The sequence below is a fragment of the Brucella gallinifaecis genome (genome assembly GCF_006476605.1).
GTDB classification, from domain to species: Bacteria; Pseudomonadota; Alphaproteobacteria; order Rhizobiales; family Rhizobiaceae; genus Brucella; species Brucella gallinifaecis.
The window spans coordinates 1-16,981 of the sequence record NZ_ML636817.1 but is presented as its reverse complement, the minus strand read 5'-3'; the positions used below and the strand labels follow the sequence as shown (position 1 = coordinate 16,981).

The following is a 16,981-nucleotide window of genomic DNA, read 5'->3' as shown; positions in this document are numbered from 1 at the left end:
GCGGAGGGGTTAATATGGCAGGAACGCGTGACTATGCAGGTTCGGGCGGCACCCTTAGTAACTGCCAAGCTGTTGGGCAGGCATTGTGGGGGATCACGAACGCAGCAAATCAAAGTTCTAGCTATGGGACGAATGATTACGGATGTACACACTTGAGCACTATTTTCAACATGACGCTTAGATTTACATACGCAACGACAACTGCGGGCAACCCATCCGGCATGCACAGAAGAGCTTGCGCATGTAACAATTGACGGGCCTTTGATGTGGCGGCGGTACGGAAATCTGCGAAATCCCGCAGATACCCTTATTACCCACAAGTGACCGTGCCGCCGTCACACCAAGCGCCTGTGGTGGCTGACATTGTTCAACCCGTTGCATTGCAACTTGGTGTTCAGCCACCATCAAACGTATCCGCTTATCGGAGCATATTCCCATAGGTCCGGTTTATCGGTCGATATCCCGGTTTTTGCCTGCTTCCGTGCGTACAAGCGGTGTAAAGGTTTTCGCCAAATCGTCTTGCTTAAACGGTTCCTTGCCCTGTTTTTGTTCGGCAGGTGAGGGCAGGTTTCGTTTTATCCCCAACATGCCGAATGGGGACAGTTTAGGGTGCGACTGCTTTACCGGCCTTGGCGGGTTCGGGCAGAGAGAAGTGTTGTCTTTATCGCGGATGTTCTCCAGTTTTTGCTTGGGATCGGCTGCAAGGGCGAATGGCTTCTTCGGATGCTCTGCCATGTTCACCACTCCTTCCAGTCGCGGACAGGCAGATGAAGCACGTTGCTATGCGTCCCATCGGCAAAGTCGTCGGGAAATAGCTGCGGAAACTCCAAGTCAAAGGCCTGATGCAGCCCTTGGCGCAAGCCGATACGGGCATAGTCCTTGGTCAATGTGGCTGCGTAGTCGCATCGCTGCATGTGGCGGAAATGGTCGCGATAATAGTTCGTCGGGATGAAATACCCGCCAACCGCCGTCGCTTTGCACAACTCGTCAAACGTCAAGCGGAGGTTGATTTTGAACTTCGGATAATCCCTGTCAGGCATGTGCAACATGGCACTCTCCTTCTGGCTGGTGTTGCGTGACATAGTGAAGAGGAGGGAAGCGGCGTACCGCTTCCCCGTGGATCAGGCGCGGAGGTTTCGGCCAAGGTCGCGCAGGTTCTCATCCTTGAACCACGGTGTCCGATAGCTCTGGATCGGATTCAGGTTGTCGATGAACAACAACTGTTTGCCCCGTGGCAGGCGCATCAGTTCGTCGGGATACGCCAGCTTGCGCATGGTCGCTGCCGTGGTGTCGGAATAGGTCGTGGTTTCCGAATGGCTGGCACTTTTGCCGCTGGTCGATCCGATCGCCCGCGAGATTGCCGAGCTGACATTCCAGACGGTTGTTTGACCGCACAGGGCAGAAAAATAGTCTGCTGTCATCCGGTCACGGGAACCGAAATACTGGACGAGGCCCGCATTGCTGATGAAGGTTTCCCAGCCGTCGCCGTAAATGCGCTTGAGCTGGGACAGGTCCTGCACCACGCCCCAAAGCTGGATGCCGTAACCCGCCATCAGCCCGAACGCCTGTTCGATCATTGACAGACGGCCAAGGGCAGGAAGCTCATCGAGAATGAACAGGACAGGATGCTCCGGTTGCGCTTCGATGTTTCGGGCATTGACCGTGATCGCCTGCTGGATCAACAGCCGAAGCCATCGGCCAAACGTGTTCAGCCGATCGGAAGGCAGGACGAGGTAAACCGTCATCGGGTTGGTTTTCAGGTCTTCAAACCGGAAATCCGATGCGGATAGGCTTTCGCGGATGCGCGGGCTATCAAGGAAATGCGTCTGCGATTGCACCGTGGCTGTTATGTTGGCGCGCAGCTTGTCATCCTGCTGCAAAGCTCTTGCGCCCGCGCTCTTGATGAAGTGGTAGGGCGATTGCAGCATCAGCTCATGCAATGCCTGCATATCTTCGCCATCAAGCAGAAGCAGATCGCGGACACGACCAAGGTGACGGTTTCCGGCCTCATCCTCATGTGTTGCCACATGGCCGATGATACCCTGAATCTTGCCTTTGGCTTCTTCATCCCAGAAGCTATTGCCGTTCTCAGACGGGATGATGATGGCATCGGCCAGCAACATCGCGTTTTCGGCCAGATCAATATCCCCCGGCATCAGCAGATCGAGCGGGTTGAACCGGGAAACGGAAAGGCCTGCGCTCACCGTGATGCCCCACGGATCAACGACATGGACATCTTGCCCCATGTCTTGCCGCCGCGCGGCGGTCATCATGGCGTTTTCGCCTTTGGGGTCGATGACGATGACCGAACCCGGATAGGTCAGCAGGTTCGGAACAATGGCGGTCGTACCCTTGCCCGATCGGTTCGGGGCGCAGGTCAGGATATGACGATCGCCCTTGTAACGAAGCGGCAGCTTGGCACCGTCTTCATGACGATGACCAAGACGAATCCCGTCCGTTCCGATAACATCGTTGTTGATAAGATGATCGTTGTCCGCCCATTGCGCTGATCCGAACGTGGTCGGCATTTCGGTCAGGCGGGTGACGACGGAGCGCAGCCAATACCCCAGCCCGATCGCAAAAGCGGCAACACTGGCAATGGGCGTCAGTCCCCATCCGACCGCCCCGTTATCGAGATAGACGACAAGGAAAAGCCCGATCGCCAGAAGGGCGAAGACGAATAACCGGAAGGGGCGTCCTTGGGGGGAGATAAACCACCCAAGCCCGAACCCGGCGGCACCGGATGCGATGATTGCCAGCATCCGCCAATGTGTAGTGTCCGGCACTCTGTAGCCGAACATATCGCGCGGAGGCGGCAATGATGACTTCATGGCGATCGACAGGAAAATGACCAAGATAGACGCGGCTATCGCAACGGCGAGCCGGATGGTTTTCTGATCGAGCTTCATTGATCTTCCTTTCTGGCTAGAGATCATGGGAGGGACCGCGATTGCGGCGGGGGACAAGCGAAGGGTCATGCCGCCGCTCTTGCGTTCGGCGGATTTCCTTCTCTTGAAGCTGGGATGCTTGGCGCATTGACTGGACGACCTCGCGCGCCATCAGGCGGCGGTCACGCATCTGCCGTTCGCGCAAGATGTCGAATTTGCTTTGCAGAGTTTTGCGCTCTTCCATCTGGGCAAACACCAGACGGTCACGCTGCGCGCGGTCGCGGCGCATGGCTTCTATGGCCTCGCGTTCGTTCTGTTCGCGGATGGCCTTGGCTTTGCCGGACACGCGCTGCCAGAATCCGCTCAATCCCTTGGCAAGCCGTTCCGAACGGGCGGCGTTTTCCGCCTGCCACCGTTCGTCCTGCTTTTCGGCAAGCAGTTTGCGTTCTGCCTGATGGGCGCGTTTGATAGCGTTCCGCTCTTCGATCAGCGGGTGCATCTCGTTTTTCTGACGTTGTTTGAATTGTGCGATGAAGCCCCGAAGCTGATCGTTCACCAGCCCGCGCACATGACGATGCACGTCTCGCAGGGCAGGGATGGCTTGTGGATCGCCCAGCTTTTCGCGGACATCTTTCGATTTCGCGCCCGTCCATCGGCTGACGGAAAACACCGCGCCGTGGACATCAATGGCGACAAATCCGCGCCGATCGCCCCGCGCCAGAAAGTACCCGCGTTCGGCCAAGGCATTCCCGAACGCTTTGGCACTGTCCGATCGGCTCCAAGCCTCGACAAAGACCTGTTTGATTTCGCGCGGATCGGCGTCCAGACGTTTCGCCTGCTGCCATTCCGCCAATGTCAGGTTCAGCGGATTCTTGCCGCCGTCATGCCGCAAGCCGTTCGGCAACGGCCAATCGTGTTCTAGATATAGTTCGCGCGACAGCGCCGTGAGGCGGTTCTTGTAGTGCGGCAGGTTGATGGCCGTCAGGCGTTCAGGGTCAATCCGCGACCAAACGACATGGGCATGGCGTCTGCCGTTCTTTTCGTGGAAGACGATGGCGCGCGGCTGGTCATCGAGGCCGAGAGCCTTTTCGGCACGATCCGCCGCGCGCCGTAATTCCTCTTCACTGGCGACAATCCCCTGCGGGGGATTTAGGCTAAGCGAGAACAGAAATTGCTTGCATCGCGTCGCCGTGGAAACCGCATGGCACTCTTCCAATGCGGACATCAGGTCATGGGCAACAAAACCGCGTAACTCGAACACCGTCACATGATCGTTGTCCCGATCATTCAGAAGGTGCGCGGCAAGCTGCCGTGCGCCCGCACGTTGCGAACCCTTGAGGATCATCTAAAATGTCCTCTTCGGTGCAGCCGCGCGCGCGAAGCTCTGTGACGTGCTTTCTGGTGCCGTATTTTCGTTGCGGGTGGAGATGCCCAACGCCCGCATCAGCAACAGGCGCATATTCGCCACGTCACCGCAGGCGCGTTTAATCGCCAGCTTGGTATCGTGGTCGAAATACAGGTTGCCGCTGTTTGCAGCCTTCGCCAGTTGGTTCAGGTTGTTCGGAACGCGGCTCGCGCCAAGCGTTGCCAGCAACTCCGCCAAGGCCTTTTCATCAGCAATGACGGAACGCCGTGCGCGGCGGTATCGCGGCGCGTCTTCCGCGAACAACAGGGATTTGATGTATGCGGCCAACGGCATGCTGCCCGCACTGCGTTCAAGGCGTTCGCGCTCTTCGAAGGTAAGGCGAAGCGAGAAAGGGGCTTCTCGCTTGCCATATGGATTGTTGCCAAAGGATCGTGTCATGGTCTGCTTTCCAGCCCATGACCCGCAACATCAGCGTAGTGTTTTTCTCAATGTTCCCACTGTTAGAATTCAGTTAAATCAGTGGGTTACGAGTTTCTACGCCGCGTTTGTAAGGTCAGGAGCCTTAAAAAGCAGGCCAAAACCAAGGCGAACCCCCGCAACCACTGATAACGACAAACCCGTAGCATCCGCTGCGGGTTTTGTTGTTTTTGCCGCCTTTCCAATGGCTTGCCGCTCGGTCCAATCGAGGATCGTGCTCAATTCTCCGTGCAGTGTTGCGTAAATTTCCCCACGTTCCAGCCCCGGTGTGAGTGAAATCTTCTCGATCAGTCTACGCAGATTGTCGGCCGCTTCCTGCCGCTTTTCCTTGCAATTAAGCGCCTTCGTCAGGGCAGAAACCTTCTTCGCATAGATCGCCGAGGCGCTTGGAAGAATGTCAGGCATGTCATCGGGGTAGGTTGGAGAGGAGGGCGGTTAGCTCTGCTTTGCGTCTTTCTAATAGGTCCATCTTCTGCTTCATGGACGGATGATACATGCCGTGTTCAATGGCTTCGACAATCTTTGCGATTTGTTTGCTGATTGTCTCTAAATTAGATTGCCAAGTATTCGCATTGCCGCGGTGTTCTCTATTCAGTCAATTGTTCTCTTCTAAAAAAGTTTGCATTGCGTCGGCCAAGATCTCTGGTGCCATGATACGGCGTTCAAGTCCTGCAAGCACGCGAGTTTCCAGTACGCTGAGCGCGTTCGTTCGACTGTTGATCGAGCATTCTCTAAAATGCGCAGGAAGGTCCGAAGTGGGCGACCCGACTCGTCGTGTATGCTCGGAGGCGTTGCCGTCCGTCTTCAGGTCGCTGCGCATCTTGCCTCCCCTGGGGAGCAAGGCGAGCAGCCGCTATCGCCGATTGCCGCGGGAGCGCTGCAGCAACCTGACCGTCCGCTTCCGGCCCATTGTGTCGTTCTTTACCATGGCACGAGCAGAGTCTCCAACTCCCAGAGATGGGGGTAAAGGGTAATCCTCCCCGATTTAACGGGGCACAGAAGTAGACTTCAGGCAGCCATCTTCAGTTTCTGGGCGGGTGTAATGCCCGCCGATGCCCATGTTGGGGCGCTCATTGTTGTAAGTCCAGAACCAGCCGGTTGCTATCTGTTGCGCCTCGTCGCCACTGCCTTCTCGGCCAGCTCGCGGCGTTGAGCTGGCCGTGTTATTTTTTCAAGGATTTCCTTGCCAGTCAGCGACCGGAGTCGAGGAAACGTTTGACCCATTCGACCTTATCGACCTGGGCCGGCAGATTCATGGAGGCGGCCATCATGTAGAGCTTCCTGCCGCAAAGAAGTCGTGGGCCAGGTCGGTGCCGACAGAGGGCAGCGCCTCCATCCGCTCGAAGACATCGCGCGTCCAACTTTGCATCAATTTCCGAACGGCCGGATCTGCGGACGCCGCATAGCCTTGCAGCAAGATCAGCATCAGCTCTCGATCATCCTTGAGAATGCCCCAGGCATTCGCCATAGCTTGCAAAGGCTCGTTCTTCGTCGTTTCGCCCGTTGCCAACATGGTTTTGGCCACTGTGGCGAAAGCCTGTTCGAGAACAGCTGTGAACAGCTCAATTTTAGTCGGATACAGTCTGAATACGTTCGGGTGTGAGATGCCAACGACTTGCGCAATGTTCACGGTCGAGCCGCCATGCAGACCCTTCTGGCTGAACTCGGTGAGGGCAGCTGCAAAGAATTGTCCCGGCGCTCCTCAGCCTTCACTCTGTGTCGCTTCAATGCTTGTGTCATTTGATAGTGAACACTCACTTCTAAATCTTGTCAAAAGTGTTGTGAAACGGATTTGCGCTAGCGCCCGGCCCGGTATTTTGCCGCCATAGGGGGGCGAGGAACTCCTTTCCGCTCAAAAGGTTGAAACAGGGGGGCGCAATCTTGTTCGATATGTAGCACTGGCTAGTGCTACATGGCGCCGTTCGAACGGGTGCTGAGAGGTGGTTTCGAGACTGAGTGATTGCCGATGGACCCCTCGGAAACGACTTATTCTCCTATTGCGCCCGAGCTTGAGTCCTTGGAGTATGACGCCAGTCGCTCAGGCGCGAGTTGATCAAGTGTTACCTGCCCGAAGCGTTCTATGAACAACGCCTCTGCCTGCGCCATCGTATCAGATAGAGCTGCGTTGACGTTCTTTTGCACCTGGCAATCAGGGTGCTCATTGCGGTTCCCGATAGCGAATAGCGTTGGTCGTCCTAGGGCCTCGTAAACGGCGAGCAGGGTGATCTTGTCGAGAGGTCGAGCGAGTTGCCAACCGCCGCCATGTCCTTTCCCCGATTTGACGTAACCGGCCTCACGCATACTCGCCATCGTCCTGCGAAACACCGCCGGATTGGTGCCCATACTCTTGGCCAGCACCTCGGAGGTCAGAGGTTCATCGAACTGCCCCATGTGCAACAGCACATGCAACACGTCCGAAAGCCGGGTGTCCTTGTTCATTTTTCGACCGCTCCAATGTTCTCACGCACCATGCTCACCCAAGATGATGATTCTTACGTATCAGATGTTGATACGTGAGGCTTAAGCTGTTATGTAGCACCAACTGATACATTATATGGTGCTTCCATGTCCAGCATAGACAACTCATCTCAGATCGAACCTCCTGTACTCCAGACCAGCGACCCGACCATTCACGATCCGAAACGTCGGCGAAGCATTTTCGTTACTGTTTGCATCGCGCTGATGGCTGTGATTGCCGCAGTGGCGGGGCTCAATGTCGCGCAATCGCACCTCGCGCTCGATCTGGGAGCGTCTCAGAGCCAAGTGCTCTGGATGATCAACATCTACGCGATCAGTCTCGCCGCGCTGCTTCTGCCGCTCGGTGCCGTTGGCGATCGTTGGGGCAGGAAGCTGGTGTTGCTGATCGGACTTGGTATCTTCGGCGTTGCCAACATCGCGTTGGGCCTCGCGCCGCGATTGTCCGCAAACATCGGCCCCAAGGCAACGATTGCCTGCGGCGTGCTTCTAGGTGGCGCAGGACTCGCGCTCATGGCACTGCTGGTTTCGGTCGATGGCGGCTATGTTTCGGTATTGCCGGGCATGGTGGCGATCGGCATCGGCATGGGGCTAGCCATGGCGCCCTCGAAAGAAGCGATCACGTCTTCCTTGCCCCGCGCACAACAGGGTGTCGCATCAGCCCTCAATGACGTGACGTGCGAGCTTGGAACCTCGCTTGGCGTAGCTCTGCTCGGTGCCGTTTTCGCCGCGAGCTATAGCAGCGCGATCACGCCGCTTCTGTCAGGTTTTCCCGAGGACGCTGCGGCGGCAGCCAGCCAGAATATCGCTAACGCGATGGTTTTTGTCGACCAAGGGCTTCCCTATGCCGACGCACTCTACAGGATAGCGCAGGAAGCGTTCGTGCAGGGATGGCAGCAGGCGATGTGGGCCGGTGTTGCCGTAATGGCGTTTCTGTTCCTGTTCGTCGCGTTGCGTGGTCCGGCACGACCTGCCCCGAGCAATGCGGTCCCGACCGAAGCCTGATTTAGCGAGGTTTTTCCAATGCACTACGATACGATCATCATTGGCGGCAGCTTTGCCGGGCTTTCCGCCGCAATGTATCTGGCACGCGCCCGCAAAACGGTTTGCGTCCTGGATACGGGCGAACCGCGAAATCGGTTCGCCGCAGAGTCCCACGGCTTCTTTGCCCAGGATGGCAGCAATCCGAAGGCGATGCTCGACACCATGCGTCAGCAGGTTGCCGCCTATGCGACTGTCAGTTTCATCAGGGATGCCGCAGTCGATGCGTTCGAGGAAGACGGCACGTTCTCGGTGGCGCTGTGGAGCGGCGCTGTCATCACTGGCAAGCGCCTGCTTTTGTCCTTCGGCATTTCCGACATCATGCCGAAGACGCCGGGACTGGCAGAACGGTGGGGCACGTCGGTCATCCATTGCCCCTACTGTCACGGCTACGAGTTCAGCGGCCAGCAGCTCGGAGTGTTGAACGTCTCGCCCATGTCGCATCATCAGGCCATGCTCATCTCCGAGTGGGGGCCGACAACGTTTTATCTCGATGGTGGCAATCTCGAAGCGGCGGAGAGCCAAGTGTTTACGCAACGGGGAATCCGCATCGAGCCTGTTGCCGTCGAGCGTCTTGTCGGCGAGGGCCGCAACTTGTCGGAAATCCATCTTGCCGATGGCCGGTCGCACAGGATCGATGCTCTGTTCATTGGCCCACACCATCATCTCAACAGCGCCATAGCCGAGCAGATTGGGTGCGCAATTGAGGCCGGGCCACTTGGCCCGATGGTCAAGGTCGATGAGATGCAGATGACCAGCGTGCCGAACGTGTTCGCGGCAGGCGACATTACGCGCATAGCGCACAATGTCACTTTTGCCTGCGCCGATGGCGTTATGGCCGCCATGGCGATTCATCGTTCGCTGGCCTTCGAGGTAGCACCATGAACGCCAATCTCGCTCCGTTCATGAACCCCGATGCCGTAGCGTCCTACACTCAGGACGCCTCGAAAAAGGTGCCGGGACTGGCCGATCTACACCGCATGGCGGCAATTTTGCTTGGCGAGCGCACACCGGGTGCCGCCAATATTCTCGTGGTTGGTGCCGGTGGCGGATTGGAACTGAAAGCAATCGCGCAGACGCGGCCCGACTGGCGGCTCACCGGCGTCGATCCGTCACCCCCGATGTTGGATATCGCTCGACAGACAACTGCGCCCTACGCCGGTCGAATCGAGCTTTTGGCAGGCACTGTGGATCAGATCCCGGATAATCCATTCGACGGTGCGACATGCCTGCTCACGCTGCACTTCCTCAACAGAATGGAGCGTCTGCACACGCTAAGGGAAATCCGTCGACGCCTGAAACCGGGGGGCGTGCTTGTGATTGCGCATCACACCGCGCCTGATGGCAATTCAGAGCGCTGGCTGGCACGTTCAGCCACTTTTGCGGACCGCACAGGTTCCGATGCGCGAAAGTCCGCGGCGTCCGCTAAGGCGATGGCTGAACGCCTCCCGCTGCTCTCCCCGGACGAGGAGGAGGAGCTTCTGCGGGAGGCCGGATTCGTAGAGCCAGCATTGTTCTATGCCGCCTTCTCTTTTCGCGGATGGGCTGCGATCGCCGGTTAACCGCCGTCCTTTTTCAGCCAGCACAAGAAGTACGAGACGTTGCCGATCAAACTCTACAACTTCGCCTTTGGACCCATGTGTACATATTACGAAGGCAACGGTGCGGGACGCCCAGATCATGCTTCTGGAAGGTCAGCTTGATGTGGCATTCATGGGCTGACCTCGGGCAGCGAAAGCGCCGGGTGGCGTTCCGACATGTCGCGAGAACGCCATACTGAAGGAACTAACGGACCCGTATCCGACACGGCTCGCGAGTTCGGCCAATGCGATGTTGCCTCCTATCAGCATGTCCTTTGCCACTGCCATCCGCCAAGCAGTCACATATTCCATAGGCGCTGATCCGACCTCGCAGTTAAAGCGGTGGAAGAAGGTTGAGCGGGACATACCCGCTGCTGCGGCCAGGCCTTGAATGGACAGACTGGCACCGGGGTCAGCGTGGATTTTCCGCAGTGCCAGGGCAAGTCTTCGATCAGCAAGGCCGCGGAGCAAACCTGGTTCTGCCATCGTGCTCTCGACGGAGCGCAGGGCCTCAACCAAAAGCAATTCCAGAAGCCGCCCGAGCACCATGTCACGGGCTGCGCGATTGCTTTGCGTTTCTTCCTGAATCATCTGACCAAGCGCGATCAGGCGGCGTTGTGCGCGCACATGGATGACCGCCGGCAGCAGCGAAACAAGCAGTTCCCGGTCCGGTGAGGCGAAGTTGCAGTGACCCACCAGGCACTGCACCTCGCTCGGCGCGTCCTGCTCGCCCAAGCGGAAAATGCCTGGACCAGTCTCCAGCGGCAGATGTGGGGCGCCGCTTTGTGGAGGGTTGATGCTCGACATGGTGAAATCGAAAACTTCCGGCACCAGCACGAAGTCTCCCGCTTCAAGTACGAGCGGCGGACGGTTTTGAATAGTCAGCAGACACGTCCCTTCGACTATTGCGCAGTAGAATGGATTTGCCATGTTCGTACGCGTGACGCTCCAGTGACCGCCGCCACTGACAAGCTTGGCGATAGACGGCTCTGGCTTGAGCAGCGCGACGACGCTGGCGAGCGGGTCAGTTGGCAGAATGGCCAAATTTCGGACTTTCACTGAATTATTACGGACTTTTAGATATATTAAGTCCGGATGTTTTGTCTATCTCTGATTGTACCAACGACAGGAGATATACTCATGCCAAAAGTTCTTATCACCGGTGCTTCAACGGGCTTCGGCCTTGCAACTGCGGAGCTGTTCCTCGCTCAAGGATGGGATGTTGTCGCGACCATGCGCACCCCGCAGGCACAGACGATGCCGGAACACGATCGCTTGCAAATTCTGGCGCTCGACGTCACGGATGCAGTCAGCATTGCGCAAGCCGTTGCAGACGCCGGTGTTGTCGATGCGCTGGTCAACAATGCAGGGGTCGGTATGCTGAACGTGCTGGAGGGCGTAGACATCGCCAAGGCTCGTGAACTTTTCGAGACCAATGTCATTGGCACTATGGCTGTGACTCAGGCTGTTCTGCCGGGCATGCGCGCGCGAAAAACCGGTGTCATCGTGAACATCAGTTCCAGCGTCACGCTGCGCCCGTTTCCGGCGCTGTCGGTCTACAGCGCCAGCAAGGCCGCCATCAATACGTTCACGGAAAGCCTCGGTCTTGAGGCGGGGCAGTTCGGCATCCGAACCCGTCTGGTCCTGCCAGGGTCAGCCCCGACGACCGCCTTTGGAAAGAACGCCGTGGCACGCATGGGCATGAACGTCCCGGCGCCCTACGAGGCTTTCGTGCAAGACTATTTTGCCACGATGCGTGCCTCGTCCGAAAAAACAGAGGTCGGCGATGTGGCACAGGCCGTGTGGCGGGCCGTGACAGACCCGAGCGCGCCGATGCGTCTGCCGGCGGGTGCCGATGCCGAAGCAATCTACAATGAGACCGCCGCCCAGGCCTGAAACTGAACGCACTGAACTTTTTGATCCAGCAGACCGCTGAGGGGCAATGAAGGATGATACATGAACAATCTTATTGATCTGTCACGGTCAATCTCAGCGCCCCCAGCGGCGCTGACCATAACCCCTTCGATTTCTCGCCATCTGCCGCCGTTGCCCGTACGCGCGTAAACATCTGTTGAAACGGTCTAAAATCAGGTTCTTTTAATCGACCCCGATCCGGGGTCCGTCTTTTGCGGTCCCCGTCATGAGCGGGGCCACTATGACCGTATCATATCAGAAGCCGGAAACGATTGCCCGTGGTGCGCGGAGCCATATCAATGTGGTGCAAAGATAAACCCAAAGTTTTACTACGGCTTGCATCTGATGAAAGATCAAGTTGACGATTGGGTATAGTTACTGGTTTAGCACTCTTAATAGCTGCCAGATGCGGCGTCGTTCTTTCGAAGAATACTGAAACTTATTCATGATCCACCGCCCCTTGTTGCCAATAATGAAAAAAGGGCGGTGGAATAGATTATTGGTTATTTATCCTTGATTGGTGTCCAGTCTACCATGCCTTCTACCAAAGGCTGCTTGTAAAGATCGATGTCTAAGCTACCGTCTTCTTTCTTTTTAAGGTAGTTTTCGATGTTCCAAGGAATGGCATTGCCTAGGGTATCAGCGGTCAACATTGGCTGAATATTATAAACGTGACGCGGATATTCTTTCCCATCAAAATGCGCCTGAACCATTTGGAAAATCAGATCAGCCTCAACTGTCGGTGTGTTGGCTACTGTCCCAGCCAAAGTTCCGGCTTTCATCCAGTCCCAGGCAATTTCTTTGCCATTGGACGAATACAGCGTGTAATCACCCAGACGTCCAGCTTCTTCTAGCGCCTGAATAGCACCGGCCATCATTTCTTCATTCATGGCATAGACGACTGAGAATTCTTTTTTGGAACCTAAAAAGTCTTGCATGACTTTTAAGCCTTCCTGACGGTTCCAGCCACCAGATGCATTGGCTACAATAGTATTGTTGCCTTTTACGCTGTCGACACCTTGCAAGAAACCTTCATGGATTAGCTCTGTAGTGCCTTGTCCATAAACACCTTCGAGAAGAATGACACCTTTTCCAGGATGCGCGGTGCCGATATGCGCACCGATTGTTTTACCCATGCCGATCCAGTCACCACTAACGATCCCTGTGGGAATATTATAACCAGCTGGACTGGGCAAGGCAGAAACGAAGAAGATAGGGATACCTGCTTCTTTGGCGCGTTCGGCTGCTTGTGTCCCGGCTTCTGCATTGGCGGTCAATAGGACGATTGCATCTACTTTACGTGCAATGAAGTCTTCGACATTAGCCAATTCTTTCGATGGGCTATATTCAGAATTGGCGACGGTGACATTGTGTCCAGCTTTTTTTGCAAGATTCGTGAATGTTTCCGCTTCGGTTGCGTAGAAGATATCTGGTCCGGCAAGAACAAAACCAATATCTTCAGCAAGTGCAGCCGTGTTGGAAAGTGTAAAGCAGGCTCCAAGGATTGTCGTTAATTTGATGAGATTCCGTAAGTTTGACATAAGTTCCTCCCTTTTAGTTATTGTTGAGTTTTAACGGTTGTTACGGCTGACGCTGCTGAGCACTACGGCGAAGATTACTACGCCGCCAAGCATCACATATTGCCAGAAGGTGGAGACACCGATGATATTCATCGAGTTTGAGATGATGCCGAGAAAAATGACACCTAAAAAGCTGCCGATGATCGAGCCGCGGCCACCAGCAAGAGCTGCACCGCCAACTACCGAAGCGGCAATTGTTTCTAATTCAAGGCCTGCGGCCATGTTTGGCGCTCCCACACCAATGCGTGACATGAGAATGAGCGCGGCAATTCCTACCAACAGGCCATGAAGAGCAAACACACGGACTTTGAAATTTTGCACATTGATACCAGCCAGATAGGCCGCATCATTGTTTTCGCCAACTGCATAAAGACGGCGGCCAAATACAGTGTGAGTAAGGATGAACCAGCATAAAATGCACAATCCGAGAAAGATGTAGACGGGTAAAGGAATTTCAAAAATTCGCGAGCGTCCCAATGTTTGAAAGTTTCCGCCCAGAGGTATTTCGGCCCCGCTCGTCATCAGCAGTGCAAAGCCACGATAAATCGACATGGCGCCAAGTGTGATGATGAAAGATTCAACCTTGATGCGTGAGATCACAAATCCGACTAAGGATTGGAAAAATACACTCATCAGCAAGCCGACAATGGCTACGACAGGAGCAGACCAACCCATTTGCAGAAGCGCTGCCATAACACAGGCAACGAAAGCGATCAGATATCCGACAGATAAGTCAATCTGGCCGGAAATGATAACCATCGTCATTCCAAGTGTTACGATACCAGCAACGGATACCTGTAGCAGCACGTTACGGATGTTAAATGGCGAAAGAAATGCCGGCTCAATGATCGCAATAACCGATATATAAACTAGCAGCGCTATGAGCAGGGGTATATTGCCTATAAGCCATTTACTTTTGCGCTTAGGCGGATGAGCTTGATCTAGGCTTGGTTGACCGTCACTGAGTTCAAGCGCTGATTTTATTGTTTTCGCATTGTCTATGTGACTCATAGTGCAAGCTCCAGGATTTTATGCTGCTCAATTCCACTGCCGTGAAGTTCACCAACGATGTTTCCGGTTTTCATGACATAAACACGGTCCGAAAGCCCTACGATCTCAGGAAGCTCAGATGAGACCATCAAGACTGACTTACCTTCTGCCACCAGTTTTTTGATCTCAGTATAAATTTCGGCTTTAGCCCCTACGTCGATGCCACGGGTTGGCTCATCGAATAAAAAGATTTCAGGCTTGGTCAGCATCCATTTTCCGAGAATGACCTTTTGTTGGTTGCCGCCACTAAGGGTTGAGACGATCGTCTCTTGGCTAGAAACTTTTATGGAAAATCGTTTGATCATGTCGGCGACAACTGCGCGCAGTTTTTGCCAATCGATCAATAAAGCGGTGAATTTTGCGAAGAAGGGGATTGCCATATTCTGCGATACAGACTGGCTCAAGAACAGGCCATTAATCTTACGGTCTTCTGTCACCAGACACAGGCCCGCATTCATTGCTGCTAGTGGGCTTTTGGCATTCAGCACCTGATTGTTGATGATTGTTTTGCCGGAATAAGGCCGCCTTTTGCCGAAAATGGCTTCCAGTAATTCTGTTCTTCCCGCGCCAACCAGTCCTGCAATGCCCACGACTTCGCCTTTGGTGACGCGGATAGAGACATTGTTGAAACCAGCGCCGCTCAAATTGCGGGTTTCTAATGCAATGTCTTCGGATGCATGTGATTGGCGTGTTTCAAACAGGCTAACTTCGCGCCCGACCATTTCACGGATCAGCATTTCTTCATTGGTTTGATCTGCTAAACGACTTGAAATCATTGTACCGTCTCGCAAAACGGTTACGCGATCCGCGATTTCAAAGACTTCTTCCAGATGATGCGAAATGAAGATTATGCCAGTTCCCGCCGCAGAGATTTCGCGTATCACATCAAAGAGCAGGCGGGTTTCTTGATGCCCAAAGGATGCCGTAGGCTCGTCCATAATTAAAATACGGGCATTGCGGCGAAACGATCTGGCTATTTCTACGATTTTTTGCGGAGCGCCGCCCAGTGATGAAATCGGTTGTGTTACATCAATATCCACGCCCAATCGTTTGAAAATAGCCTGCGCTTGTTCTTTGACTTGCTGCTTGTCAATAAAGCCCAATGAATTGCGCGGTTCGTCACCAATAAATATATTCTCAGCTACGGAAAGATGCTGAAAGAGAGAGTTTTCCTGATAGATTGTAGCTATGCCGTTTCGCAGCGACAAGTGCGGACTATTATTGTTGACAACTTGTCCGCCAACAACCATTTCACCTTCGTCCTGTGTTAAAATGCCGGACATGATTTTGATAAGCGTAGACTTACCAGCCCCATTTTCACCGCATATAGCATGGATTTCTCCTGCCATAAGTGTAAAGTCAACTCTCTTAAGGGCATGCGTGGGGCCAAAGGATTTGGATATATTCCTTAGCTCAAGCGCGGGCCCTTGATTGATGTGTGACATCTACGTGCAGTCCTCCCTACAACCTATGTCTCTCATGCTGATGTAAAAAAACAGCAATTATGCGCCACAGTTATCCTTCGCCTGAAAGCAAGGTCTCGCTCTGCAGCGGTGCAACTGATGTTCCAGCTTTATTATGAATAGCTTAGTACCAATGCGAGTGTTTCGTCCTTCTCGCCAAGGTCAAACTTTATAAAGAAACGCGCATCTGGCGATTTTGATCTCCTGATTAAGTTGGTCTGTTTGTAAAAGAAACTCTTCGCGTGACGATCTGATTTCTCGTTGTGTGAACGTGAAATTCGTCTCGCTTGATCGTAGATTCTATGCCCGGATTGGCTCTGCGCGTTTAATCTCTGCACAGAGTGGAGCGGGGGCATTTCAACTTGTTTGGTCAGACTAAGTTTTATGAGATATTTAAATGCTAAATAGCCTGGGCGAATTTGTAATATATACGCATCGCATGGAGATTATGTGCTGGTCCAGTTTAAGCGGTATTTTTTAGGTGAAAACCCGAAAAACTCACGAAACCGAACTGTGAAATAACTTTGGCTCGAAAATCCGCAATCCATGGCAATATGAATGATGGGATCATTGGTAGACGATAGGCGGATGGCTGCTGCTTGAAGTCGGGTGCGTAAGATAAATTCAGCGGGTGCCAGCCGGAAAACAACTTTAAAACGGCGCCTAAACTGGCTACTGGACAGATGGCACAAATCTGCAAGCATTGGAATTTTTATCTCGCTGCCCAGATTTTCCCGTATATGATTAATTGCTGCCTGAAATTGTTTATATTGATCCGGCAGGTCATCAGAAGCAGACATGAGCCGGGTGATGCCCATTAAGCCGATAACGGTATCATCTTGGCCATATAGTGGTAATTTGCTCGTTGACACCCAAACAAGCCGGCTGCTTTCGTCCAGGATCAGCTCAATACGATTTGAAATTCTTTTTCTGTTGCACATAACAAAAAGGTCATCGTTGCGGATGGCCTGCGCTATCTGGCTGGGAAAAAAATCAAACTCGTTGAGGCCGATAATTTCTTTGGGACTTTTTAAGTTGAGCGAGCGCAAGGCGCGTGCGTTGCAATGAACAGAGGTGGTTCGGGAAATCTGGACAGCGGAGATAAGTGGAATTTCTGCCTGACTTCGGCTTAGATGCCGAGAACAGG

17 protein-coding genes and 1 pseudogene are annotated in these 16,981 nt (G+C 54.2%); 4 read left to right on the top strand and 14 right to left on the bottom strand.

Features of this window, described 5'->3' with window-relative positions:
* Positions 1-447 precede the first annotated feature (447 nt).
* The 9 genes and pseudogenes from FHY56_RS16555 to FHY56_RS16515 all read right to left on the bottom strand — a co-directional run bounded on the left by FHY56_RS16555 (position 448) and on the right by FHY56_RS16515 (position 7,170).
* Entirely contained in the window at positions 448-735 is a 288-nt protein-coding gene (locus tag FHY56_RS16555) for a hypothetical protein (protein ID WP_140906257.1), read from the bottom strand.
* Between the two features lie 2 nt (positions 736-737).
* Complete coding sequence (locus FHY56_RS16550) at positions 738-1,049, bottom strand: hypothetical protein (protein WP_140906256.1); 312 nt, start codon at positions 1,047-1,049, stop codon at positions 738-740.
* 72 nt (positions 1,050-1,121) lie between these two features.
* Positions 1,122-2,909: a type IV secretory system conjugative DNA transfer family protein gene (locus FHY56_RS16545; RefSeq protein WP_158447781.1), complete on the bottom strand. Its 1,788-nt coding sequence runs from the start codon at positions 2,907-2,909 to the stop codon at positions 1,122-1,124.
* Between the two features lie 16 nt (positions 2,910-2,925).
* Positions 2,926-4,233: a relaxase/mobilization nuclease domain-containing protein gene (locus tag FHY56_RS16540; RefSeq protein ID WP_140906254.1), complete on the bottom strand. Its 1,308-nt coding sequence runs from the start codon at positions 4,231-4,233 to the stop codon at positions 2,926-2,928.
* A complete protein-coding gene (locus FHY56_RS16535) occupies positions 4,234-4,692 on the bottom strand; it encodes a MobC domain-containing protein (RefSeq protein WP_193556802.1) in 459 nt (152 codons plus the stop codon).
* Positions 4,693-4,788: 96 nt separating this feature from the next.
* Positions 4,789-5,136 (bottom strand): hypothetical protein, encoded by a 348-nt coding sequence (locus FHY56_RS18045; protein ID WP_210240065.1) that lies wholly within the window; start codon positions 5,134-5,136, stop codon positions 4,789-4,791.
* A 190-nt stretch (positions 5,137-5,326) separates the two neighbouring features.
* Positions 5,327-5,551, bottom strand: a complete 225-nt coding sequence (locus FHY56_RS18040; protein WP_210240064.1) for a hypothetical protein — start codon at positions 5,549-5,551, stop codon at positions 5,327-5,329.
* A 447-nt stretch (positions 5,552-5,998) separates the two neighbouring features.
* A pseudogene (locus tag FHY56_RS16520) lies at positions 5,999-6,400 on the bottom strand (TetR/AcrR family transcriptional regulator); the annotation flags it as partial.
* 317 nt (positions 6,401-6,717) lie between these two features.
* Complete coding sequence (locus FHY56_RS16515; RefSeq protein WP_140906252.1) at positions 6,718-7,170, bottom strand: Rrf2 family transcriptional regulator; 453 nt, start codon at positions 7,168-7,170, stop codon at positions 6,718-6,720.
* A gap of 126 nt (positions 7,171-7,296) precedes the next feature.
* Between FHY56_RS16515 and FHY56_RS16510 the strand changes: the two genes are divergently transcribed.
* The 3 genes from FHY56_RS16510 to FHY56_RS16500 are packed head-to-tail and all read left to right on the top strand — an operon-like array spanning position 7,297 to position 9,809.
* On the top strand, positions 7,297-8,211 hold the full coding sequence (locus FHY56_RS16510) for an MFS transporter (RefSeq protein WP_140906251.1): 915 nt from the start codon (positions 7,297-7,299) through the stop codon (positions 8,209-8,211).
* 18 nt (positions 8,212-8,229) lie between these two features.
* A complete protein-coding gene (locus FHY56_RS16505) occupies positions 8,230-9,132 on the top strand; it encodes an NAD(P)/FAD-dependent oxidoreductase (RefSeq protein ID WP_140906250.1) in 903 nt (300 codons plus the stop codon).
* Entirely contained in the window at positions 9,129-9,809 is a 681-nt protein-coding gene (locus tag FHY56_RS16500) for a class I SAM-dependent methyltransferase (RefSeq protein WP_140906249.1), read from the top strand. The genes FHY56_RS16505 and FHY56_RS16500 overlap by 4 nt, the downstream gene beginning before the upstream one ends.
* Before the next feature lie 132 nt (positions 9,810-9,941).
* Here FHY56_RS16500 and FHY56_RS16495 read toward each other — a convergent pair whose 3' ends face one another.
* Positions 9,942-10,871, bottom strand: coding sequence for a helix-turn-helix domain-containing protein (locus FHY56_RS16495; RefSeq protein WP_168927623.1), 930 nt, complete (start codon positions 10,869-10,871; stop codon positions 9,942-9,944).
* 96 nt (positions 10,872-10,967) lie between these two features.
* Here FHY56_RS16495 and FHY56_RS16490 point away from each other — a divergent pair, with 96 nt between their 5' ends.
* A complete protein-coding gene (locus FHY56_RS16490; protein ID WP_140906248.1) occupies positions 10,968-11,723 on the top strand; it encodes an SDR family oxidoreductase in 756 nt (251 codons plus the stop codon).
* 521 nt (positions 11,724-12,244) lie between these two features.
* Here FHY56_RS16490 and FHY56_RS16485 read toward each other — a convergent pair.
* The 4 genes from FHY56_RS16485 to FHY56_RS16470 form a co-directional block, all read right to left on the bottom strand.
* Positions 12,245-13,282 carry a sugar ABC transporter substrate-binding protein gene (locus tag FHY56_RS16485; RefSeq protein ID WP_140906247.1) on the bottom strand — a complete coding sequence of 346 codons (1,038 nt, stop codon included), beginning with the start codon at positions 13,280-13,282 and terminating at the stop codon, positions 12,245-12,247.
* Positions 13,283-13,312: 30 nt separating this feature from the next.
* Positions 13,313-14,332 (bottom strand): ABC transporter permease, encoded by a 1,020-nt coding sequence (locus FHY56_RS16480; protein WP_140906246.1) that lies wholly within the window; start codon positions 14,330-14,332, stop codon positions 13,313-13,315.
* Complete coding sequence (locus tag FHY56_RS16475) at positions 14,329-15,816, bottom strand: sugar ABC transporter ATP-binding protein (RefSeq protein ID WP_140906245.1); 1,488 nt, start codon at positions 15,814-15,816, stop codon at positions 14,329-14,331. Before FHY56_RS16475 ends, FHY56_RS16480 begins: the two co-directional genes overlap by 4 nt.
* Before the next feature lie 464 nt (positions 15,817-16,280).
* On the bottom strand, positions 16,281-16,981 hold a 701-nt coding region (locus tag FHY56_RS16470), incomplete at its 5' end, for a helix-turn-helix domain-containing protein (RefSeq protein WP_140906244.1).